Annotated in this window: 18 protein-coding genes; 7 read left to right on the forward strand and 11 right to left on the reverse strand. The window is 60.8% G+C overall.

Translation table 11 applies throughout. From position 1 onward, the window contains the following. The 3 genes from PG898_RS06650 to rluA all read left to right on the forward strand — a co-directional run. Nucleotides 1–188: hypothetical protein (locus PG898_RS06650; RefSeq protein ID WP_270823677.1), on the forward strand; the 188-nt coding region annotated here is incomplete at its 5' end. Nucleotides 189–458: 270 nt separating this feature from the next. Next, nucleotides 459–3,326: an RNA polymerase-associated protein RapA gene (rapA, locus tag PG898_RS06655; protein WP_270823676.1), complete on the forward strand. Its 2,868-nt coding sequence runs from the start codon at nt 459–461 to the stop codon at nt 3,324–3,326. Nucleotides 3,327–3,362: 36 nt separating this feature from the next. Further along, nucleotides 3,363–4,019 (forward strand): bifunctional tRNA pseudouridine(32) synthase/23S rRNA pseudouridine(746) synthase RluA, encoded by a 657-nt coding sequence (gene rluA / locus PG898_RS06660; protein WP_111809435.1) that lies wholly within the window; start codon nt 3,363–3,365, stop codon nt 4,017–4,019. 72 nt (nt 4,020–4,091) lie between these two features. Here the strand turns inward: rluA and PG898_RS06665 are convergent, their stop codons facing one another. From PG898_RS06665 to PG898_RS06685, 5 genes are all read right to left on the reverse strand, one after another. Beyond that, nucleotides 4,092–4,280, reverse strand: a complete 189-nt coding sequence (locus PG898_RS06665; protein WP_041206379.1) for a hypothetical protein — start codon at nt 4,278–4,280, stop codon at nt 4,092–4,094. A 58-nt stretch (nt 4,281–4,338) separates the two neighbouring features. Continuing rightward, on the reverse strand, nt 4,339–6,270 hold the full coding sequence (locus tag PG898_RS06670) for a putative bifunctional diguanylate cyclase/phosphodiesterase (RefSeq protein ID WP_182787534.1): 1,932 nt from the start codon (nt 6,268–6,270) through the stop codon (nt 4,339–4,341). Nucleotides 6,271–6,295: 25 nt separating this feature from the next. Then, nucleotides 6,296–6,793 (reverse strand): molybdopterin-binding oxidoreductase, encoded by a 498-nt coding sequence (locus tag PG898_RS06675; protein ID WP_041206383.1) that lies wholly within the window; start codon nt 6,791–6,793, stop codon nt 6,296–6,298. A gap of 95 nt (nt 6,794–6,888) precedes the next feature. Next, nucleotides 6,889–8,523 carry a chaperonin GroEL gene (gene groL, locus PG898_RS06680; RefSeq protein ID WP_005331807.1) on the reverse strand — a complete coding sequence of 545 codons (1,635 nt, stop codon included), beginning with the start codon at nt 8,521–8,523 and terminating at the stop codon, nt 6,889–6,891. A 45-nt stretch (nt 8,524–8,568) separates the two neighbouring features. Continuing rightward, on the reverse strand, nt 8,569–8,862 hold the full coding sequence (locus PG898_RS06685) for a co-chaperone GroES (RefSeq protein WP_005309514.1): 294 nt from the start codon (nt 8,860–8,862) through the stop codon (nt 8,569–8,571). A 242-nt stretch (nt 8,863–9,104) separates the two neighbouring features. Between PG898_RS06685 and PG898_RS06690 the strand changes: the two genes are divergently transcribed. Further along, nucleotides 9,105–10,439 carry an MATE family efflux transporter gene (locus PG898_RS06690; protein ID WP_270823691.1) on the forward strand — a complete coding sequence of 445 codons (1,335 nt, stop codon included), beginning with the start codon at nt 9,105–9,107 and terminating at the stop codon, nt 10,437–10,439. A 37-nt stretch (nt 10,440–10,476) separates the two neighbouring features. Here PG898_RS06690 and PG898_RS06695 read toward each other — a convergent pair whose 3' ends face one another. After that, on the reverse strand, nt 10,477–10,953 hold the full coding sequence (locus PG898_RS06695) for an FxsA family protein (RefSeq protein ID WP_270823675.1): 477 nt from the start codon (nt 10,951–10,953) through the stop codon (nt 10,477–10,479). 448 nt (nt 10,954–11,401) lie between these two features. Between PG898_RS06695 and aspA the strand changes: the two genes are divergently transcribed. Both aspA and PG898_RS06705 read left to right on the forward strand, forming a co-directional pair. After that, nucleotides 11,402–12,844, forward strand: a complete 1,443-nt coding sequence (gene aspA / locus PG898_RS06700) for an aspartate ammonia-lyase (RefSeq protein WP_005331800.1) — start codon at nt 11,402–11,404, stop codon at nt 12,842–12,844. Nucleotides 12,845–12,973: 129 nt separating this feature from the next. After that, on the forward strand, nt 12,974–14,293 hold the full coding sequence (locus tag PG898_RS06705; RefSeq protein WP_041206386.1) for an anaerobic C4-dicarboxylate transporter: 1,320 nt from the start codon (nt 12,974–12,976) through the stop codon (nt 14,291–14,293). A 129-nt stretch (nt 14,294–14,422) separates the two neighbouring features. Here PG898_RS06705 and gshA read toward each other — a convergent pair whose 3' ends face one another. The 4 genes from gshA to PG898_RS06725 are packed head-to-tail and all read right to left on the reverse strand — an operon-like array spanning nt 14,423 to nt 20,322. Next, a complete protein-coding gene (gene gshA / locus PG898_RS06710) occupies nt 14,423–16,021 on the reverse strand; it encodes a glutamate--cysteine ligase (protein WP_270823672.1) in 1,599 nt (532 codons plus the stop codon). 60 nt (nt 16,022–16,081) lie between these two features. After that, the gene (locus PG898_RS06715) at nt 16,082–18,895 is read right to left on the reverse strand and encodes a M16 family metallopeptidase (protein ID WP_270823671.1); all 2,814 of its coding nucleotides are present in this window, start codon (nt 18,893–18,895) and stop codon (nt 16,082–16,084) included. A 27-nt stretch (nt 18,896–18,922) separates the two neighbouring features. After that, the gene (locus PG898_RS06720; RefSeq protein WP_270823670.1) at nt 18,923–19,360 is read right to left on the reverse strand and encodes a YqaA family protein; all 438 of its coding nucleotides are present in this window, start codon (nt 19,358–19,360) and stop codon (nt 18,923–18,925) included. Further along, the gene (locus PG898_RS06725; RefSeq protein ID WP_270823668.1) at nt 19,357–20,322 is read right to left on the reverse strand and encodes an NADP-dependent oxidoreductase; all 966 of its coding nucleotides are present in this window, start codon (nt 20,320–20,322) and stop codon (nt 19,357–19,359) included. Before PG898_RS06725 ends, PG898_RS06720 begins: the two co-directional genes overlap by 4 nt. 56 nt (nt 20,323–20,378) lie before the next feature. On the opposite strand from PG898_RS06725, the gene PG898_RS06730 reads away from it, so the two are divergent. Further along, on the forward strand, nt 20,379–20,546 hold the full coding sequence (locus tag PG898_RS06730; RefSeq protein WP_162472074.1) for a hypothetical protein: 168 nt from the start codon (nt 20,379–20,381) through the stop codon (nt 20,544–20,546). A 45-nt stretch (nt 20,547–20,591) separates the two neighbouring features. On the opposite strand, the gene PG898_RS06735 is transcribed toward PG898_RS06730, so the two are convergent. Then, the gene (locus tag PG898_RS06735) at nt 20,592–21,590 is read right to left on the reverse strand and encodes a Preprotein translocase subunit SecY (RefSeq protein WP_270823666.1); all 999 of its coding nucleotides are present in this window, start codon (nt 21,588–21,590) and stop codon (nt 20,592–20,594) included. Nucleotides 21,591–21,608 lie beyond the last annotated feature (18 nt).

Here is a 21,608-nt window from a genome sequence, read left to right on the forward strand (position 1 = left end):
ATGCTGTGAGTGCCCACACAGATTGCTTGATTCAAATTGTTAAAGAGCGACGCAACAGTGTGTTGCTGCGGGAGTGGGATTCTACTCAACCGCTTTCTCGAGTCAAGCCTTATTTTCAAAGGCTTTTCGAGGTTATCGACTTGGTTGTGTGCGTTGCCGCTTGCCCTGTCGATGGAGGCGCATTATAGGGAGCTGGCTCGGATTGGCAAGGGTGATTTCGCATAAAATTCGCATTTCCAGCTCAACCGCTCACCAATCAACCAAGGTGGTGTTTTAATGCTCATGCAGGGTTCCGTATGCAGGCACTTTCTGCCCCTTGCTGGGTCAAGGGTGTCAGTAGATCAAGGTTGTATCGAATTGCCTTTCCCGAACGCCACAACCATGGTGATCGGGATCCGGCCTTCGGGTAACATAGCGCCCCTTTGCGATTCTCACACTCTTGGGCTTTGGAGAGTTTAATGCCTTTTGCACTTGGCCAGCGTTGGATTAGTGATACAGAGACGGATCTGGGGTTGGGGACTGTCGTTGCTGTTGAAGGACGCATGGTTACCCTGTTGTTTCCGGCTACCGGTGAAAACCGCATGTATGCCAAAGAAGAAGCGCCGGTCACCCGGGTCAGCTTCAATGTGGGCGATCAGATTGCCAGTCACGAGGACTGGACCATGATGGTCGAAGAAGTGCAGGAGAAAGACGGCCTGCTTACATATGTCGGTGTTCGCACCGACAATGATGAGCCCGTTGCCCTCAAGGAAGTGTTTCTCAACAACTTCATCAAATTCAACAAGCCGCAGGATCGCCTGTTTGCCGGTCAGATTGACCGGATGTCCCGCTTTACCCTGCGCTACGAGGCGTTGGTCAACCAGCACCAGCGTCGTCGCAACCCGACCCGCGGTCTGGCCGGTGGCAGGGTCAGCCTGATCCCGCACCAGCTCTATATTGCCCACGAAGTGGGTCACCGCTACGCCCCACGAGTATTGCTGGCCGATGAGGTGGGTCTGGGCAAGACCATAGAAGCGGGCATGATTATTCATCAGCAGCTGCTCTCCGGCCGCGCCCATCGGGTGCTGATCCTGCTGCCCGAGACTCTCCAGCACCAGTGGCTGGTCGAGATGCTACGCCGCTTCAACCTGCACTTCTCCCTGTTTGACGAGGAGCGCTGCATCGAGGCGTTCGCCGATGCGGAGAACCCCTTCGAGACCGAACAGCTGGTGATCTGCAGCCTCGACTTCCTGCGCAAGAAGCGTCGTCGCTTCGAACAGGTGCTGGAAGCCGAGTGGGATCTGCTGGTTGTCGACGAAGCACACCATCTGGAGTGGAGCGAAGATGCCCCCAGCCGCGCCTACGAAATGGTGGAAGCGCTGGCCGAACAGGTGCCGGGCGTGCTGCTGCTGACCGCCACCCCGGATCAGCTGGGCCACCAGAGCCACTTTGCCCGTCTGCGCCTGCTCGATCCTGAGCGTTTCTACGACTACGAGGCCTTCCTCGCCGAGGAGCAGGCCTATGGCCAGGTCGCCAGCGCCGCGCAAGAGCTGCTGGAAGGCGAGACCCTGAGCGATGAAGCCAGACAGATCCTCGCCAGCCAGCTGGAAGGGCTGGACTTGAGCGATGCTGCTGCCCGCCAACAAGCGGTCGCAACGCTGCTGGATCAGCACGGCACCGGCCGGGTGTTGTTCCGCAACAGCCGCGCCAATATTCAGGGCTTCCCCGAGCGTCACCTCAACGTCTACCCCATGCCACTGCCGGATCAGTACAAGACCGCCATCAAGGTGATGGGCATGATGGGTGGCAACGGCGGCGATCTGCAGACCCGCGCCCTGCGCTACCTCTATCCCGAGAAGATCTTCCAGCAGTTCGAAGGCGACAACGCCACCTGGACCCAGTTCGACCCGCGCGTTGACTGGTTGCTGGGACTGCTGCTTTCTGCCCGCCAGCAGAAGGTGCTGGTGATCTGCTCCGAAGCGGCCACCGCCATCGCACTGGAAGAGGCGCTGCGCACCCGTGAAGGGATCCGCGGTACCATGTTCCATGAAGGGATGTCCATCCTCGAGCGGGACAAGGCCTCTGCCTATTTTGCGCAAGAGGATGGTGGCGCCCAGGTGCTGCTCTGCTCCGAGATCGGTTCAGAAGGTCGCAACTTCCAGTTTGCCAGTCATCTGGTGCTGTTCGATCTGCCGCTCAACCCGGATCTGCTGGAACAGCGCATCGGTCGACTGGATCGTATCGGTCAGCAGAATACCGTCGAGATCCACGTTCCCTATCTGGAGGGCACCTCCCAGCGCGCCCTGCAGCTCTGGTATCACGATGGTCTGGACGCATTCGAGCAGACCTGCCCGACTGCTCGTCCGGTATTCGAAGCGGTGCGCGATGAACTGTTCGAGCTACTGGCCGCCAACACCGGCGATCAGGCGACCCTCGACGCCCTGCTGATCAAGACCCGCGAACTGCACGAGCCGCTCAAGGCCCGTTTGGAACAGGGTCGCGATCGCCTGCTGGAGATCCACTCCAGCGGTGGCGCCGCCGCCCAGCAGCTGGTCGACAAGCTGGCCGCCGAAGATGACGACACCGGCATGATCTCCTTCGCCCTCAAGATGTTCGACGAGATCGGCGTCAATCAGGACGACCGTGGCGAGAACGCGCTGGTGCTGACCCCCGGGGATCACATGCTGGTCTCCAGCTTCCCGGGCCTGCCGCAAGACGGCATGACCATCACCTTCGATCGCAACACCGCCCTGTCGCGGGATGACATGGCGCTGCTCTCCTGGGATCACCCCATGATGCGCGGCGGCATCGACCTGATCCTGGGCTCCGAGATCGGTGCTACCTCGGTTGCCCTGCTCAAGAACAAAGCGCTGCCCATCGGCTCCATCCTGCTGGAGCTGATCTTCGTTGCCGAGTCTGCGGCCCATCCCCAGCTCTACCGTTTCATGCCGCCGACACCGATCCGTCTGCTGATGGACAAGAACGGCCAGAATCTGGGTGAGAAAGTGGCGTTCGATGCCTTCAACCGCCAACTGACTCCGGTCAACCGCCACCTCGGCAGCAAGCTGGTCACCGCGTCGCAGCCGGTGATCCATGGTTTGATTGGCAAGGCTCAACCGATTGCCGAAGAGCTGAAAGCCGGGATTGTCGACAAGGCCCGTGCCCAGATGGCGCAGACCCTGCAGCAGGATCTGGATCGTCTGGAAGCGCTCAAGGCGGTCAACCCGAACGTGCGCGACAGCGAACTGGATTATCTGCGCAATCTGCAGGCAGAATTGCACCACCTGATCGATCAGACCCAACTCAAGCTGGATGCAATCCGCTTTATCGTGGTCACCCATAACTGATGGGGGCTTGCCCCCACCTTCTGATGCGAGACATTTATGTTTGAATACTCACCGCCTCTGGAACCCTGGCTCGATATCCTGTTCAAGGACAAGGATATCATGGTGGTCAACAAGCCCACTGGCCTGCTGAGCGTCCCCGGGCGCGGCCCCGAGAATGAAGACAGCGTCCTGCATCGGGTGAAGCAGCAGCACCCCAAGGCGGCGGCGGCCCATCGCCTCGACATGTCCACCACTGGCGTCATTGTCATTCCCCTCAATCCCAATTCCCATCGGGAGCTGAGTCGGCAATTCCGCGAGCGGGAGACCGAGAAGCACTACCTCGCCTGGGTATGGGGCGAGCCGGAGGCAGAGTCGGGTCAGGTTGACCTGCCGCTCTGCGTCGACTGGCCCAACCGGCCGAAACAGAAGGTGGACCACGAGGAGGGACGTCACGCCCTGACTCTGTGGCAGAAACTGAAGGTGGAGAACGGCAACAGCCTGATCAAGCTGACCCCGATTACCGGTCGCTCCCATCAGCTGCGCGTCCATATGCTGGAGCTGGGGCACCCGATCCTGGGTGACAACCTCTACGCCCATCCGGATGCGCTGGCGGCAGCCCCCCATCTCTACCTGCATGCGGCCAGCCTGACCATCAGCCACCCCCGCAGCGGCGAGCGGATGACCTTCGAGGCACCAGCCCCCTTCCCGCTCTGAGCGGAAGAGGCTCGCGCCAAATCGCAGAGATAAAAAAGCCCCCATCGCGAGATGGGGGCTTTTTCATTAGGGTCAGACGCGAATATCGATCTTGCTTCCCAGAGAAGCGCTGGCCGATGTCGGTGCTGCTGGAGCTGACTGAGCTGCTGTTGCCAGCAGTTTCAAAGCCGACTCGCCCTCCTGGGTCTGCTGTTTTTTGGCCAGGCTGGCCACCATCAGTGCAGAACCAAACGACGCATTTGCAGAACTAGAAATATCCATTGTGTACCTCCTGCCTAATCACTATCGGCCAGAGAATGGCAGACATGAGACCTATCGTTCAGAGCAGGTATGCCTTGTCCGGCGCACGCCGTGCGAGCCAACGTTCCTCCATCTCCAGCAGGGTCTGATAGGCCTTTGATGCCTGCTCCGGGCGGCTGAACAGATAGCCTTGTCCGTAGAGATGGATGTCGGTCAATGAACGCAGCACGTCGAGCTGGCCCTGGGTTTCTATCCCCTCGCATACCAGCTTCTTGCCCAGCATGGAACCCATGCGGCAGATGTTGGCCACCAGCTCGGCCGCCTCGATGGAGGTGTCTATGCCCTGGATGAAGGATCTGTCTATCTTCACCTTGCTCACGGGCAGCTTCTGCAGATAGCTGAGAGAGGAGTAACCGGTCCCGAAGTCATCTAGCGCCAGATGAACCCCTTGCTGACTGAGATCCTGCATCAACTGCAGCGAATTCTTCACCTCGCGCATGGTGGTGTCTTCCGTCACTTCCAGCACCAGGCAGGAGGCCGGAATGTGGTGTTCCATCAAGGCCTTGGCCACCAGCTTCAACAAGTTGCGCTGGTACATGCCAGGGGAGATGTTGACGCACATCTGCAGATCGACCAACCCCAGGTGTTGCCACTGGTGGAGCTGCTCGCACGCCGTGTTCAGTACCCAGCTGCCAAGCTTCTCGGCCAGCTGGAACTCTTCCGCCACCTGGATCACCTCGTTGGGAGGAATGAAGCCAAGCTCAGGATGACGCCATCTCAGCAGCGCCTCGACCGCCTCGCAGCGACCGCTCTCCAGGTTGACGATGGGTTGGTAGTAAAGCTCCAGGGCGTTGTGTTCAAGAGCCATCACCATGTCGGAAGCGAGGTGCTTGCGCCTGGTGGTTTCGTTGAGCAGGGAGCTGTCATAGATGACATAAGGGACATGGGTCTTGCGGCTGTGGAACAGCGCCTGCTCCGCCCGGCTCAGCAGCTCCTGGGTCTGGTTGCTGTCCGTGGGGAAGAAGGCGATACCTATGCCCACTTCCAGCCGGAAGGGATAGTTGTCGATGATGATGTCTTGTTTGATGGAGTGGAGCACTCTCGCCACCAGCTCCCTGACCTGACGCAGATCGCTGCTGTCCCGTTGCAGCATGGCGAGCTGATCGCCCCCCAGACGAGCTACCCACTCGCCGTTTTCACACAGGGCCCGCAGCCGCTTCGCCAGCTCCTGCAGCAGTATGTCCCCAGTGCTGTAGCCAAACTTGCTGTTGATGTCACGAAAGTCATTGATGTCGACCAGTACCAGGCCAAAGGGGGTATCACGGCTGACGTAAGACTCCATCTTCTCCAGCAAGGCCAATCGGTTGGCCAGGCCGGTCAGCGGATCGACCCGGGCCGTTCTGAAATGACGCCTGGCTTCACGCACCAGCAGACCGCTAAGCAGAATGACGGATATCACCAGGCCCAACACCATGAATAACAGCGCATCGCGCAGTTGGCCGAAGCGCTTGTCATTGCCCGAATAGACGTTGATGTTCTTCTGCATCATGGAGGCGAGAGAGTAGGAGAGCGGCTCCTGCAAGGGCGCAAGGGTCATCATGATCTGCTGGTAATCCGACATACCCGGCTTCAGCCTGGTCAGCTCCGGCTCCAGCTTGCGGATGTTGTTCTCGGTCAGCTGCACCAGCCGCAGCGTCTTCGGATTGTCCGACAGGCTCTTGCGTAGTTGCCCACTCAGCAGGATCGGCGTCCGGCTCCACAGGATGTCGTAACGCAGCAGCAGGGTTTCATGATCGATACCGCCGTAGTGGTAAATCTCGACGGCATTGAGAAAGCGCCCCAGCTCTAGCTGCAACTGCATCAATGCCCAGGAGACGTCATAGGTGTACTTCTCCATTACCCGGGTCGCATTTTGTATCTGCACCAGGCAATACAGCGTGCTACCCGTGAATAACAGAATGGATAGATAAAGAACGCCGAGTAAGGGCCAAGCCCTGGTCTTCGCTTTCACCCAGTACTCCCGTAAGCCACCGTCTTTACTGCTGAATATCGATCGCGCTCAGTTGCCAGATCATCATGTCGGTGAACTCGGATCGTTTGAGTTCAGGATGCTGATCCAGCGGCAAGATAAACCAAAGCGGCCCTTTGTCACGTACCCGCATGGTTACCCCATCATCTTGCCAGGCCAGAATGGGATCGTATTGCCTGACCTTATCCCAGTTGATCCGGATCTGGAAGCTGTTCAAGGCAGTGAGCGTGATGCTCTTGCCATTGGCCTTCACCGCCGTCAACACGTCCGCCAGTTTGGGCCCCACGTATTTGTGCGGTTTGTCCACCCAGGGATTGCTCGTCACTATCTCATGCTGTGGCAGGGCCTGGATCATGGCCATGTCGAAATCAACTTCACCATCAGCCGGGTTGGCGGGGTCCAGATTCCCTGTCACCTTGAGGATCACCGGCCCCTCGGGAGCGGCCAGAACCATGGTGGGAACGACAAGGGAAAACAGTAGCGGGATCAAACCTAATGTTCGCATACTCACCTCAGATCATTTCACTATCAACAGCTTCAGCTTAGTAGCACTAAAAAAAACGGCCCGCAAAAGCGAGCCGTTTGATGACTATGACGGAATTACATCATACCCATACCGCCCATGCCACCCATATCAGGCATGGCAGGGGTATCTTTCTTCGGCAGCTCGGAGATCATGCACTCTGTGGTGATCATCAGGCCAGCGATGGAAGAGGCGAACTGCAGGGCAGAACGGGTCACCTTGGTCGGATCCAGGATGCCCATGGCCAGCATGTCACCGTACTGCTCGGTGTAGGCGTTGTAGCCGAAGTTACCCTCACCGTTCTTCACGGCGTTGGCAATGACGGAGGCTTCTTCACCGGCGTTGATGACGATCTGACGCAGCGGCGCTTCCATGGCGCGCAGGGCGACCTTGATACCCACGTTCTGGTCTTCGTTGTCACCACGCAGGGAGGCCAGCTTGGCGGCCACGCGCACCAGCGCCACACCACCACCGGCAACCACGCCTTCTTCTACTGCAGCGCGAGTGGCGTGCAGGGCATCGTCAACACGGGCTTTCTTCTCTTTCATCTCGACTTCGGTGGCAGCGCCAACCTTGATGACAGCAACACCGCCGGCCAGCTTGGCCACGCGCTCTTGCAGCTTCTCACGGTCATAATCGGAAGAGGTATCTTCGATCTGCTGACGGATCTGAGCCACGCGGCTCTCAATCAGGGCTGCATCACCCACGCCATCGATGATGGTGGTGTTCTCTTTGGTGATGACGATGCGCTTGGCACGGCCCAGATCTTCCAGGGTCGCTTTTTCCAGCTCCATGCCCACCTCTTCGGAGATCACGGTACCACCGGTCAGGATGGCGATATCCTGCAGCATGGCCTTGCGACGGTCGCCGAAGCCCGGCGCCTTGACGGCGGCGACTTTCACGATGCCGCGCATGGTGTTGACCACCAGGGTAGCCAGCGCTTCACCTTCCACGTCTTCGGCCACGATGATCAGCGGTTTGCCCGCCTTGGCCACGCCTTCCAGCACCGGCAGCATTTCACGGATGTTGGAGACTTTCTTGTCCACCAGCAGGATGAAGGGATCATCCAGCTCGACGGAGCCGGTTTCCGGCTTGTTGATGAAGTAGGGGGAGAGGTAGCCACGGTCGAACTGCATGCCTTCTACCACAGCCAGCTCGTCTTCCAGACCCTGACCGTCTTCCACGGTGATCACGCCGTCACGGCCGACCTTGTCCATGGCTTCGGCGATCAGTGCACCCACTTTCTCGTCGGAGTTGGCGGAGATGGTACCGACCTGAGCGATGGCGTTGTTGTCGGCGCAGGGCTGGGACAGGGCCTGCAGCTCGGCGACGGCAGCCACAACGGCCTTGTCGATACCGCGCTTCAGATCCATGGGGTTCATGCCGGCGGCAACGGCCTTCAGGCCTTCGTTGACGATGGCTTGCGCCAGTACGGTAGCAGTGGTGGTACCGTCACCGGCGGCGTCGTTGGCCTTGGAAGCAACTTCCTTGACCATCTGGGCGCCCATGTTCTGGAACTTGTCTTCCAGCTCGATCTCGCGGGCAACGGAGACGCCATCCTTGGTGATGGTCGGGGCACCGAAGGACTTGTCCAGTACCACGTTGCGGCCTTTCGGGCCCAGGGTCACCTTGACGGCGTCGGCCAGGATGTTGACGCCTTCCAGCATTTTGATGCGGGCTTCGTTGCCAAACTTAACTTCTTTAGCTGCCATGTTCTTCAGTCCTTAAATCAATTCGGGAAAAAGGGGGGGAGGTGATTACTCTTCGACAATCGCCAGGATGTCGGTCTCGGACAGGATCAACACGTCCTGGCCATCCAGCTTCTCGGTCTTCACGCCGTAGCCTTCGTTGAAGATCACCTTGTCACCCACCTTGACGGCGAGGGCTTTGACATCGCCATTGTCCAGAATTCGGCCAGTCCCCACGGCAAGAACTTCACCACGGGTGGACTTCTGGGCCGCAGTGCCAGTCAAGACGATGCCGCCAGCGGATTTGGCTTCAGCTTCGATGCGCTTGATGATGACGCGGTCGTGCAGTGGACGAATTTTCATCGATAACTCTCCCAAAATGAGTCTCTGTGTTGCTTGAGGAATGGCCGCAGTCGGCCAAATTTGTTATGCCCCTGATCTGGGGCAATTTGGGTAGCCCTTCAAGGGCAAATACAAAAAAAATATTTTCACGTACTATGAGTATCTTTGATGGATCACCCACCCCCAATCAGGAAGGCGGATGGACGCGGCCAGCATTTCGGCCCAGAGCACATAGAGACCCTGCATTGAGCCGACCCAACCCCATGCTGACCGCCCCCATGACGCCAATGCTGCTGCGCATGACGGGGCCCATGATCCTCGGCATCGTTGCCATCCTCGCCTTCAACCTGGTCGATACCTTCTTCATCGGCATGCTGGGCACGGAAGCGCTCGCCGCCATCAGCTTCACCTTCCCGGTCACCTTCGTGGTCACTTCCCTCACCATGGGGCTGGGAGCTGGACTGTGCGCCCTGCTGGGCCATGCCTTGGGCCAGGGCCGTCACGACGAGGCCGCCCGCATCACCACCGACTGCCTATTCCTTGCCGTCATCCTGGTGACCCTGCTCGCTGGGCTGGGGACGCTGACCATAGAACCCCTCTTTACCTTGCTGGGCGCCAGCGCCGAGCTCATTTCGCTGATCCACGACTACATGCTGATCTGGTATCTGACCGTACCCATGCTGGTCATTCCCATGGTCGGCAATGCCGCCATCCGGACCACGGGGGATACCAAGACCCCCAGCCTGGTGATGGGGGTGGCAGGTCTGGTCAACGGGGTGCTGGATCCCCTGCTCATCTTCGGGCCCGGCCCTTTCCCCGAATGGGGCATTCGCGGCGCCGCCATCGCCACCTCCCTCTCCTGGTTGATGGCCATGCTGGTCAGCCTGCACATACTGCGCAAGCGGGAAGGGCTTCTGCTGTGGCAGCTATCCCCCCGTTCACGACTGCTGGCTCACTGGCGCGCCCTGCTGCAGGTGGCCGTGCCCGCCTCCTTTACCAACATGCTCAACCCGCTGGCCAACGCCGTGCTGATGGTCATCTTCGCCGGTCTGGGTACCGAGGTGGTGGCCGCCTACGGAGCCGCCTCCAGGGTAGAGGCGCTGCTGCTGATCGTGATGATGGCGCTCTCTTCCGTGCTGGCCCCCTTCGTCTCGCAGAACTGCGGGGCGGGCAATCCGGCGAGGGCCAGGGCCGCGTTGTTGTTCTGCATGCGGTTCGCCCTGCTGTTCCAGCTCGCCATCTACGGCATCGTCTGGCTGCTGGCGCCGCTCATCGCCAACCTGTTCAGCGATCACCCTCAGGTCGTTCGGCTGATCGTGCTTTACCTGCATCTGGTGCCCATCGGCTACGGTTTTCAGGGCATGGTGATGTTGCTGGCTTCGGCACTCAACGGCGTCAGGGCCTCGACGGTGTCATTCGTCTTCAACGGCATGCGGCTGTTTGTCTTCTTGCTGCCAGGGGCCTGGCTGGGGGCAAAACTGGGGGGAGAGCAGGGGATCTATCTGGGGATATTGCTGGCAAACCTGGCGGCGGGGCTGCTGGCCTGGGGCTATGCCCACCGCAGGTTTGAGAGGCTCTGCCATCAGGTCAACCCCTGACGGCAAGGGCCTCGGGATGGCGGCCGATTCCGTTCACTCACTCTTTGCGTTCAAATTCCCCTTCAATCGTGGTTCCACCACGCTTGGCCTGATCCGGCTGCCCCTCGCCAGGGTGCGCCCCGAACGGCGGTTGCTGTGCCTGGAAGCCACCCATCTGCATCCTGAACTGGCTGCTGCCCACCAGCTTGTCGGCCAGCTTGTTGCGCAGCCAGGGCTGCAGCAGCAGGATGCCGAAGAAGTCGGTCACGAAGCCCGGAATGATCAGCAGCAGACCGGCCAGCGCCAGCAGCATGCCCCCCATCACCTCGCGGCCCGGCATCTCGCCCTGCTGCATCTTCTGCTGGGCGCTGAACAGGGTCTTGATCCCCTCGCTGCGCACCAGGGAAGAGCCCAGCACCGCGGTCAGTACCAGCAGGCCCACGGTCGGCAAGGCACCGATCACCGAGCCCACCTCTATCATCACGGTGAGCTCCAGCAATACCAGGCCAACCAACAACAGTAACAACTTGCCCATAGCAACCTCAGTGCGGTGAATAAATGAACCTGCAATCACACAGTCAGCGGAGTATGGCCCATACCAACTCGCCATCACGCAGGTCTCTTGTCAGTAAAATGGGGAGTCATACCGGTTTTTCAAGTCTGCGACGCCAGACACCTCGGGATCGGAAGAAATATTTGGTCGCCCAACTGTGATTGAAGTGATTGTTCTGTCAAAGTTAATCGCTCAATTGCAATATCTGTTTAATGACCACAAGATATTTGAGGTTGCCTCAAATTTAGTGATCCAAGTCTAATATCAGATACCCCAATTGAGGTAAGATCTATTCCAGTCATTGCACAGGGAACCACGGGTTCCCCACTGCCCCACCCGATGTGTGGTGCTTCAGGATGAAATGTGCGTAAGGATGTCGCGGCCACTCGGTGAGGATCGTTTCCATTTATCTGATTTCTGAGGCATTACAATGAGCGACATCAAGAACGTCCGCATTGAAGAAGACCTGCTGGGCACCAAAGAAGTTTCCAACGATCTCTATTACGGTGTGCATACCCTGCGCGCCGTCGAGAACTTCAAGATCAGCACTCAGAAGATTTCTGACGTTCCCGAATTTGTCCGTGGCATGGTGCTGACCAAGAAGGCCGCCGCACTGGCCAACGGTGAGCTCGGCACCATACGTCCCGAAATTGCTGACAAGATCATCGAAGCCTGTGATCTGATGCTGAATACCGGCAAATGCTTCGACCAGTTCCCGGTCGATGTCTATCAGGGCGGCGCCGGTACCTCCGTCAACATGAACACCAACGAAGTGCTGGCCAACATCGCCTTGGAAATCATGGGTCTGGAGAAGGGACGTTACGACGTCATCAACCCGAACGACCACGTCAACAAGTGCCAGTCCACCAATGACGCCTACCCCACCGGTTTCCGCGTCGCCGTGGTCAACAGCACCGACACCACCCTGTATGCCCTGGAAGCGCTGATCGCAGCCTTCGATACCAAGGCCCAGGAATTCAAGAGCATCCTGAAGATGGGCCGTACCCAGTTGCAAGATGCTGTCCCCATGACCCTGGGTCAGGAGTTCCATGCCTTCGCCGTGACCCTGCGCGAAGAGATCAAGTCCATCAAGCGTTGCCAGGAGCTGCTGCTGGAAGTGAACCTGGGTGCCACCGCCATCGGGACCGGTCTGAACACCCCGCCCGAGTACTCCGCCCTGGCCATCAAGCGGCTGGCCGAGATCACCGGTCGCGCCTATGTGCCGGCAGAGGATCTCATCGAAGCGACCTCCGACTGCGGTGCCTATGTGATGCTGCACGGTGCCATCAAGCGTCTGGCCATGAAGCTGTCCAAGATCTGCAACGACCTGCGTCTGCTCTCCTCCGGTCCGCGCACTGCCCTGAAGGAAATCAACCTGCCGGAAATGCAGGCGGGCTCCTCCATCATGCCGGCCAAGGTCAACCCGGTCATTCCGGAAGTGGTCAACCAGTCCTGCTTCAAGGTGTTCGGCAATGACGTCACCATCACCTTCGCCGCCGAAGCCGGTCAGCTGCAGCTGAACGTCATGGAGCCGGTGATTGGTCAGGCCATGTTCGAATCCCTGAGCCTGATGGAAAAAGCTTGCATCTCCCTGCGCGAGAAGTGTGTGGAAGGCATCACCGCCAACCCGGACATCTGCATGAACCACGTGCTGAACTCCATCGGCATCGTGACCTACCTGAACCCCTTCATCGGTCACCACGAGGGTGACATCGTCGGCAAGATCTGTGCCCAGACCGGCAAGAATGTCCGCGAAGTCGTGCTTGAGCGCGGCCTGCTGACCGCCGAACAGCTGGACGAGATCCTCTCCATCGAGAACCTGATGAACCCGCAATACAAGGCCAAGCGTTACACCCGCGAAGCCACCGTATAAGCGAGCAGATGGGCCGGGTTCATCCCGGCCCATTAAAGTCAATTCCCGAGCGACCTCCTGCAAGTCCCATCGGGAATTGGCTTTTCAGCCCAATAAAACCTAAAAAAACTGGAAAATGGAGTGTTCGCTATGATTGGAATCGAGTTACTTGTGGTGCTCGCCGCTATCTATCTGGGAGCCCGGATAGGCAGCATAGGTATCGGCTTCGCCGGTGGTCTGGGGGTATTGGTGCTGACCTGGGGGCTGGGCATGCCCATCCCGAGCGATCAGTTGGTCACCTACCTCCCCTGGGACGTGATCATGATCATCGCGTCCGTCATCTGCGCCATCGCCTGCATGCAGCTCGCCGGCGGGATGGACTATCTGGTGCACTTGGCCGAGAAGGCACTGCGCAAGAATCCCAAGCACATCACCTTCGCCGCCCCGGTCGTCACCTACCTGATGACCATGCTGGCCGGTACCGGTCACACCGCCTTCTCCACCCTGCCGGTGATCGCCGAAGTGGCCAAGGAGCAAGGCATCCGCCCGTCCCGTCCGCTTTCCATCGCGGTCGTTGCCTCCCAGATCGCCATCACCGCCTCCCCCATCTCGGCGGCCGTAGTTGCCTTCTCCGGCATGCTGGAGCCGCTGGGCGTTGACTACCTGACCCTGCTGGCCATCTGCATCCCGTCCAGCTTCATCGCCTGCCTGCTGGGGGCCTTCGTGGCCAACATGCTGGGCAAGCCGCTGGAGCAGGATGAAGTCTATCTGGAGCGCAAGGCCAAGGGCCTGATCAAGCTGCGCGGCACCAGCAAGGTGGAGCTCAAGCCCTATGCCAAGCTCTCCGTCGGCATCTTCATCGTCGCCATCGTCGCGGTCATGGCCTATGCCACTGCCATCTCAGGCAACGTGGGCCTGATCGCCAGCCCGCCCATCCCCCGCGATGGCGCCATCATGGGCATCATGCTCTCCGCCGCCACCCTGATGGTGCTGTTCTGCAAGCTGGATGCCGCCCAGATCACCAACATGCCGACCTTCAAGTCCGGCATGTCGGCCTGTATCTGCGTGCTGGGCGTGGCCTGGCTCGGCAACGTCTTCGTGAAAGGCAATATGGTCGAGATCCAGGCGTTCGCCGGTGATCTGCTGAGCCAGTACAGCTGGCTGCTGGCCGTGGTGCTGTTCTTCTCCTCCATGCTGCTTTACTCCCAGGGCGCCACCACCAAGGCCCTGATGCCGGCTGCGCTGGCACTGGGTGTCAGCCCGCTGGCGGCCATCGCTTCCTTCGCCGCCGTGAGCGCCCTGTTCGTGCTGCCGACCTACCCGACCCTGCTGGCGGCGGTCGAGATGGACGACACCGGCTCTACCCGGATTGGCAAGGCGGTGTTCAACCACCCCTTCTTCATCCCGGGCGTGGCCACCATCGCCATGGCAGTGGCACTGGGCTTCTTCTTCGGCGGTCTCATCCTCTGATAGCGGTACCCTCCTTTGCAAAACGGCCCTCCGGGGCCGTTTTTTTATGCCCGCTGCGTGCAGGATCCCACCTCTACGCCCATAAAAAAGCCGCTCAAGGGAGCGGCTCTCGTCACTGTGATGGCACCCTCAGGCGGTGGTCTGCCGGGTCCCGAAATAATCGGCGAGGAAGTCGTCGAAGGAGAGGCTGTCACTGCGCTCCCGCTCCCGCTGCTTGGCCAGGGAGTCCCGTGCCTCGCCGGCGAAGTAGGCCTCATCCCAGTACTGCAGCTCACCGCTCAGCATCTCTTCCCGGTAACGGCTCGCCAGGGCATCGCCGAAGCAGCCGTTGTCCTGGCCGCTTTCCAGCAACTGCTTGAGCAGGCGGGCGGAATAGGTCAGCTCGGGATTGAGCAGCTTCTCGCGGTGCATGGCCAGCGTCTCGCGGTAGCGGTTGCGGCCGCAGCAGCGATCCAGCAGCCCGGCGACCTGGTCCAGCTCGTCGAACAGCTGGAGCCCGAACTCCTTGAGGCCGATGGCAACACCCTGTTCATCTTCCAACTCCAAACCAGGACGGCGCCCTTCCAGCACCACCTTGTTCTGGTTGCGGCGGTTACGGGCAATCTCCTCCTCGGTCAGCAGCGGGGAGGGTCGCAGCAGGCACCAGACCAGGAACAGATCGAAGAAGCGGATCTGATCCACCTCGATGCCGAACGGGGTGAAGGGGTTCACGTCCACGGTGCGCAGCTCGATGTATTCGATGCCGCGCTGCTCCAGCGCATCCGAGGGCTTCTCGCCGCTGCGAGGGGTGCGCTTGGGCCGGATAGGGGCGTACAGCTCGTTTTCCAGCTGCAGCACGTTGTCGTTGAGCTGGCGATACTCGCCGTTCACCTTGACCCCAATCTTGGCAAACTCGGGATCATGGGTGTTGATGGCGCGGCGCAGGCTGCTCACGTAGGCCGGCAGGTTGTCATGGCTGATCTTGAGCCCCGCCTGGGCGCTGTTGGTGTAACCGAGATCGGACAGCCGCAGGGCGGTGGCATAGGGCAGATAGAGGGTCCCCTTGCCGGTCTTCTGGAATGGCAGGCTGCTCTTGCGCCCCTTGAGGAAGGAGTCGCAGATGGCCGGGGAGGCGCCGAACAGATAGGGCACCAGCCAGCCGAAGCGGTAGACGTTGCGAATAAGCCCCATGTACTTGTCGGAGATGAAGCGCTGGCTGCAGCACCCCTCTCCCACCAGATCCTGCCACTCGCACCAGAAGCTGTCCGGCATGGAGAAGTTGAAGTGCACCCCGGCGATCACCTGCATCAGGCTGCCATAGCGGTTCTTCAAGCCTTGGCGATAGAGGGTCTTCATGCGCCCGATGTTGGAGCTGCCGTACTGGGCCAGCCGGATGCTCTCCTCGTCGCCGACGAAGCAGGGCATGGAGAGCGGCCAGATCCGCTCATCCCCCAGGTGGTGAATGGCGTGACGGTGGATGTCGCCAAGCTGCTCGATCAGGCTCTCGATGGAGTCGGTCGCCGGGGTGATGAACTCCAGCAGGCTCTCGGAGTAGTCGGTGGTGATGTTGGCATGGGTCAGCGCCGACCCCAGGCCTCTGGGGTGATCGGTCTGGGCCAGGGTCCCTTCGGGGGTGATGCGCAGACATTCACGCTCGATCCCGCGCCGGATCCCCTTGAGGGCGGTCACCCGTTCCGGGGTTCCCAGCGCGGTCAGCAACTCGGTGAGCGACAAGCTAGTAGTAGTCATATTCACGGCTCATGTATGGCCGCCCCACCTGGGGCGGCGCTCATTTTTATGCAACGCCCCTCAAGGCAATTGCAGTGGATAGATGGGAAGATGAAGCTCGCTCAAGGGTTTTTCAAGCTTTTGCTTGTCCCCCACCACCACAATCACCATGTCGGCCGGGTCCAGCCAACGGGCCGCACTGGCTTTTAGCGTCTCGGGTGACACCGTTTTGATCAGCTGATTCTGGGCCTGCACATAGTCCGGCTTCAGGTCATACATGATCATCTGCAGCAGGAAGCCCGCCTTCTGGCCCAGGGTCTCGTAGGAGAGCGCATCCTGCTGGGAGACGGCGCTGCGCATGTAGGCCAGCTCCACCGGGGTGGGCCCGCTCGCACGGTAGCCGTCCATCTCCTTGAGGAACTGACGGATGGCATCCGCGGTGGCGTCGATGCGCACGTTGGCGCCGGTGGCGAAGATGCCGGCCTCGCGGTTCGCCTGGAAGCCCGAGCTGGCGCCATAGGTGTAGCCCTTGTCTTCCCGCAGGTTGAGGTTGATGCGGCTGTTGAAGTTGCCCCCCAGGTTGAAGTTCATCAGGTTGGCGACGAAGTACTCCCCCGTGGTGTCAAACGGCATGGCACGGCGACCGATGCGGATCACCGACTGGGGCGTCCCCGGCTTGTCCACCAGGTAGATGCCCGCCTTGGCCTGCTCCCCCTTGAGCTTGAGATCCCCCAGGGTCGGGGCCGCCCCCTGCCACTCGGTGAGGAAGCCCAACTGCTGTTCCACCTGCTGCTGGGTCACGTCCCCGGTCACCACCACCTTGGCATTGGTCGGGTTGTAGTAGGCATGATAGAAGCGCTTCACGTCCGCCAGGGTCAGCTTCTCGACGTCGGTCAGCACCCCGTCGGTCGGCTGGCCGAGGCGATTCTGCTTGCCGTACACCAACTCCCGGAACGCCTGCCCCGCCAGCCACTCGGGCTGCTGTTCGCTCTGTTTCATCCCTTGCAGCGTCTGAGCCTTGAGCCGCTCGAAGTCCGCCTCCCGCAGACCGGGTTGCAGCAACACCTCGCGCACCAGTGCCAGCGTCTGGGGCAGCTTGTCGGTCAGGCTGCTGATGGTGATGAGATTGTTGTACTGGGCGGTCGAGACGCTGATGCTGGCGCCGAGCTTTTGCAACTCGTCGCTGAGCTCGGCCTCGGAGAGGCGCGCCGTTCCCTGCCCCAGCATGGCGGCGGTGAGGCTGGCCAGCCCCAGCTCGCCCTTGCCCTCGGCCCGGATGCCCCCCGGCAGGGCGATCATGATGGAGACGGCCGGGATCTCGTCACTTCGGGTACCGATGATCTCGATGCCCTTGTCCAGCTTGCCATGCCAGATGGCGGGCACCTTGACGCTGACCGCCTCTGCCGTCTTGGGCTGCACGCTGCGATCGAAGCTGTCCTTGATCGATTGCTGGACCAGCGGCTCCCCATGCTGGCTGTAATCCGGCAGCTCGCGCTTGGCCGGGGTGAAGTTCGGTGTGCCCGCCTGCCACTGGGTCTTGCCCTTGGGCACCACGCTCAGCACCACGGAGTGCCTGTTCGCGATGAACTTGTCGTAGGCTGCCTTGACCTGCTGGGCATTCACCTGGCTGATGGCATCCAGGTTCTTGAACACATAGTTGGGATCCCGGGTTAGCACCTGACCCATGGCGAGCTGGCTCACCTTGCCCTCGATGCTGTCCAGCCCCCAGATGGCGGAGGCACGGTAGCTGCTGATGGCCTTCTCCAGATCCGCGGGCTTGATGCCGCGTTGGGCAAATTCGCCGATCACCTTGTCCACCTCCCCCTTGAGGGTCTTGAGGCTGCCATCCACCGCCGGGTTCGGATAGGCATAGACCGCCAGGGTACAGGCCAGCTCTTCGCAGGAGTGGGAGGCCCCCACCTCGATGGCCTTGCCGGTCTTGACCAGGGACTGATAGAGCATGGAGCTGGCGGAGCCACCGAGCACGTCGGCAAAGATGTCCAGCGCCGGCTCCTGCGGATCGCCAAGGGACACGGTCGGGTAGCTGATATAGAGCAGCGGCAGGTGCACCTTGTCTTCCAGCGTCACATAACGGGTCTCGGGCAGGATCGCAGGTTTCGGCGTCGGCTCGGCCACCTCGGGGCCACGGGGGATGGGGCCGAAGTACTGCTCAATCCAGGCCAGCGCCTGCTTGGTGTCGAAGTCGCCCCCCAGGGTCAGCGTGGCGTTGTTCGGGCCATACCAGCGCAGGAAGAACTGCTTGAGGTCGTTCACATCGACCCTGTCCAGATCCTCCACATAGCCGATGGGCTGCCAGGAGTAGGGGTGGGTGCGTGGATAGAGCGCCTCCCCCACCTTCTCGCTGAGCAGGCCGTAGGGCTGGTTGTCGATGCGCTGGGCCCGCTCGTTCTTGACGGTGGCGCGCTGGATCTCGAACTTCTTCTGGCTCACCGCATCGAGCAGGAAACCCATGCGATCCGCTTCCAGCCAGAGCACCTTCTCCAGCTGGTTGGCCGGTACCGTCTCGAAATAGTTGGTCCTGTCCTTGTTGGTGGTGCCGTTCATCTCGCCACCGGCCTCATTGATGATCCGCATGTGCTCCTGATCGCCCACGTGTTTGGAGCCCTGGAACATCATGTGCTCGAAGAAGTGGGCAAAACCCGACTTGCCGACCGTCTCCCGCGACGACCCCACGTGATAGGTGACATCCAGGTGTACCAGGGGATCGGATTTGTCCGGCGCCAGGATCACGGTCAGGCCATTGTCCAGCCTGTACATCTGATAGGGAATGCCAAGCTTGCCTTCCTGCCTGACCTGCTCGGACACCAGGATGGGCGCTGCCAGCACGGGCAGGGAAAGTCCCAGGAGAATGCTTAATGGAATGAGTTTGTTCACGGTTACCTCGTGAGTGACAAAAATGGGCTAGAAGATCTGGCTGGCCAGCAGAAACACCAGGGCATAACGAAGCAATTTGCCGAGCCCGATCAGGATGAGAGAGCGCCAGAAGGAGAGGCGAAGCCAACCGGCCAGCAGGCAGAGGCCATCGCCGATCACTGGCGTCCAGGCGAGCAGCAGGCACCAGTGACCATGCTGTTTGAGCCAGGCGAGCGCCTTTTGTTCCCCACGGCCTTGAAAATCTTCCGGTTTTTTCTTGTGTGTGGCGAGCCGGCCGAGCCACCAGGTGGTCATGGAGCCCAGGGTGTTGCCCAGCGTCGCCCACAGCAGCAGGCTGGCCATGCTCCACTCTCCCCGGGTAGCCATGGCCCCCAGCAGCACTTCCGAGCTGCCGGGCAGCAGGGTGGCGGAGGTGAAGGCGCTCAGAAACAGCCAACCCAGCCCCATCTCGACAATGTCGTTCATCCGGGCTGGCTGTCGGCGGCAGGCATGCGCAGCAGCAGCTTGCCCCGCACATGACCGCCCTCGATGGCGCCATGGGCCAGTGCCCCTTCCGCCAGGGGGAACTCACCGGAGAGGGTGATATGCACATCTCCCTGACGCAGCAGCATCAGCACCTGGGTCAGCTGTTTTTGATCGGGGTGGACCAGCATGCCGAGCACCTCTATGCCCGCCTCGGCCCCCGCCTCCTTGATCTGCTGGGCCGTGATGGTGGGTACAGTCACCAGGCGGCCACCCGGTTTGACGCAGGCCAGCGCCGCCTTGCCGCTCTCGCCCCCCATCAGATCCAGCACCAGATCGACCTGACCCACCTGGGCAACCCAGTCTGCATCATGGTAATCCACCATCTGGCTGGCCCCCAGCCCGTGCAGGAAGCTGTGGTTGTCGCGACTCGCCGTCACAACGACCTCGGCGCCATAAGCGCTGGCAAACTGCACCGCCAGATGGCCCACACCGCCGGCACCGGCCAGGATCAGCACGCGCTGCCCCCCCTTGAGGGCACCGTGTTCGAACAGCCCCTGCCAGGCGGTGAGGCCCGCCAGCGGCAGCGCAGCCCCCTGCTTGAGACTGACCCCGTCGAGCCTGACCAGCTCGTCCTCGCGTACCACCACAGATTCCGCATAGCCACCGGCCGTCAGGGGAAAGCCCACCATGCCGCACACCGCATCCCCTTCCACCAGAGTGGCGACATGGGGGCCGACCTTCTCCACCACGCCGGAGACGTCATAGCCCGGGGTCCAGGGCAGCTTGTCCTTGTTCTGGGCCGCCGCCCAGCCGAGGCCGGCCCGGGTCTTGGCATCGATGGGGTTGACCCCCGCAAAACAGATGCGTACCCGGACCTCCCCCTCGGCGGGCACCTTGTCCAGGGAGGGGTTGAGCCGAAGTACCGAGGGGTCGCCGAATGCGGTAATCTGTAGCTGCGTCATTGCACAATCCATCCTGTTGATTGATCAAGGGTCAACAGAATAACAGCGAGGGCACCATGGCTCGAATGTTTCTTATTCCTCTGTTGCTGGCCCTGGGGTGGTGGGCGTTTCTGCTCTACTTCCGCATTCCGCTCAAGCAGGGTGCCAAGGGGTTTTACTGGATCATAGGCATAGGCGGCGGCCTCGCCGCCTTCTTCAGCCTGATGATGGTGCTCACCCACTGACGCCGCCTGCGGCAACAAAAAGGCCACCCTGAGGTGGCCCGGATCTCAACCCGCCTGCGCACTGAGGTGGTAGTGGCGGTTGCTGCCCTGCCCCAGCACACCCTCGGCCATCAGATGCTGGAATACCCTGTCCACCTCTTCCAGCGACAGGGAGAGGGCCTCGGCCACCTTGCGCTTGCTGCACTTGAGCTCGCCGCTCTCCAGCGCGCTGCGCACCTGGGCCACCACGGCCGGTGCGGGCTCGGGTCTGCTCACCACCATGGGCGCGGCGACAGCTGACTCGACCTGGCGAACCTCGGCTTCTTCCCGCGCCCGTTGCCACTGCCATTGACGGCGGAAGCGGTTCTCCTCGCCGATCAGGCTGACGAAAAAGGCACCGAACGCATCCAGCAACACCGAGAGGAAGCAGACCAGCAGGAACTGTACCTGGCTGATGCTCATGCCCACCCCGTCCGCCAGGCTGCTCATCAACCCCAGCATGGAGGACTGCTCATTGACAGGCTTGGCGTCGCGCTCCTGGCGCAGCTCATCCTGCTTCAGCCTGAGCTTGGTGTTGGCCTGCTGCAGCCCGCTCACGCCGCTGGAGATCCGCGCCATCTCAATGTACTTGCGCGCCGCCTCCTCGTTGAGCTGGATCTGCCGCTCTATGCTGGCAATCTGCTCGTCGAAGCGGGCGATCTCCCGCTCGTGGCGCGCCTGCTGGCTCAGGATGGTGTTGGTGGCGCTGTTGATGCCGCCAATGCTGCCACCGATGGAGATGGCAGCCAGCACGCTGTAAAACAGCAGCGACCAGAAGGCACCGCCGAGATCCCGCCGTGCCTTGCACTCGCCATATTCATACCAGACATAGAACTTGCCCAGTTCGAAGATGATGGCCAGACCGCCAAACAACCACTTCATCAGGGGGTTGTCGTCGATGGAGAGAAACAGCAGCAGGGAGAAGACGATGGAGGCCAGAATGGCCAGCCCGGTAAAACTGTACACCGTGGTCAGTGCAAACCAGCCCTTGGGATAGCGCAATGCGGCGGGAGCCTGTGTGGTCATGATGAAGAGGGTATGCCG

Origin of the sequence: Aeromonas sp. QDB31 (assembly GCF_027707605.1) — a bacterium.
In the GTDB taxonomy this organism is placed as follows: domain Bacteria; phylum Pseudomonadota; class Gammaproteobacteria; order Enterobacterales; family Aeromonadaceae; genus Aeromonas; species Aeromonas media.

What these genes read in the sequence shown, in the direction of transcription:
- rapA (WP_270823676.1), top strand. Translation starts at nt 459, where the DNA reads ATGCCTTTTGCACTTGGCCAGCGTTGGATTAGTGATACAGAGACGGAT.
- PG898_RS06685 (WP_005309514.1), bottom strand. Translation starts at nt 8,862, where the DNA reads ATGAAAATTCGTCCACTGCACGACCGCGTCATCATCAAGCGCATCGAA.
- groL (WP_005331807.1), bottom strand. Translation starts at nt 8,523, where the DNA reads ATGGCAGCTAAAGAAGTTAAGTTTGGCAACGAAGCCCGCATCAAAATG.
- PG898_RS06695 (WP_270823675.1), bottom strand. Translation starts at nt 10,953, where the DNA reads ATGGGCAAGTTGTTACTGTTGTTGGTTGGCCTGGTATTGCTGGAGCTC.
- PG898_RS06690 (WP_270823691.1), top strand. Translation starts at nt 9,105, where the DNA reads ATGCTGACCGCCCCCATGACGCCAATGCTGCTGCGCATGACGGGGCCC.
- PG898_RS06735 (WP_270823666.1), bottom strand. Translation starts at nt 21,590, where the DNA reads ATGACCACACAGGCTCCCGCCGCATTGCGCTATCCCAAGGGCTGGTTT.
- PG898_RS06730 (WP_162472074.1), top strand. Translation starts at nt 20,379, where the DNA reads ATGGCTCGAATGTTTCTTATTCCTCTGTTGCTGGCCCTGGGGTGGTGG.
- aspA (WP_005331800.1), top strand. Translation starts at nt 11,402, where the DNA reads ATGAGCGACATCAAGAACGTCCGCATTGAAGAAGACCTGCTGGGCACC.
- gshA (WP_270823672.1), bottom strand. Translation starts at nt 16,021, where the DNA reads ATGACTACTACTAGCTTGTCGCTCACCGAGTTGCTGACCGCGCTGGGA.
- PG898_RS06720 (WP_270823670.1), bottom strand. Translation starts at nt 19,360, where the DNA reads ATGAACGACATTGTCGAGATGGGGCTGGGTTGGCTGTTTCTGAGCGCC.
- PG898_RS06665 (WP_041206379.1), bottom strand. Translation starts at nt 4,280, where the DNA reads ATGGATATTTCTAGTTCTGCAAATGCGTCGTTTGGTTCTGCACTGATG.
- PG898_RS06725 (WP_270823668.1), bottom strand. Translation starts at nt 20,322, where the DNA reads ATGACGCAGCTACAGATTACCGCATTCGGCGACCCCTCGGTACTTCGG.
- PG898_RS06705 (WP_041206386.1), top strand. Translation starts at nt 12,974, where the DNA reads ATGATTGGAATCGAGTTACTTGTGGTGCTCGCCGCTATCTATCTGGGA.
- rluA (WP_111809435.1), top strand. Translation starts at nt 3,363, where the DNA reads ATGTTTGAATACTCACCGCCTCTGGAACCCTGGCTCGATATCCTGTTC.
- PG898_RS06675 (WP_041206383.1), bottom strand. Translation starts at nt 6,793, where the DNA reads ATGCGAACATTAGGTTTGATCCCGCTACTGTTTTCCCTTGTCGTTCCC.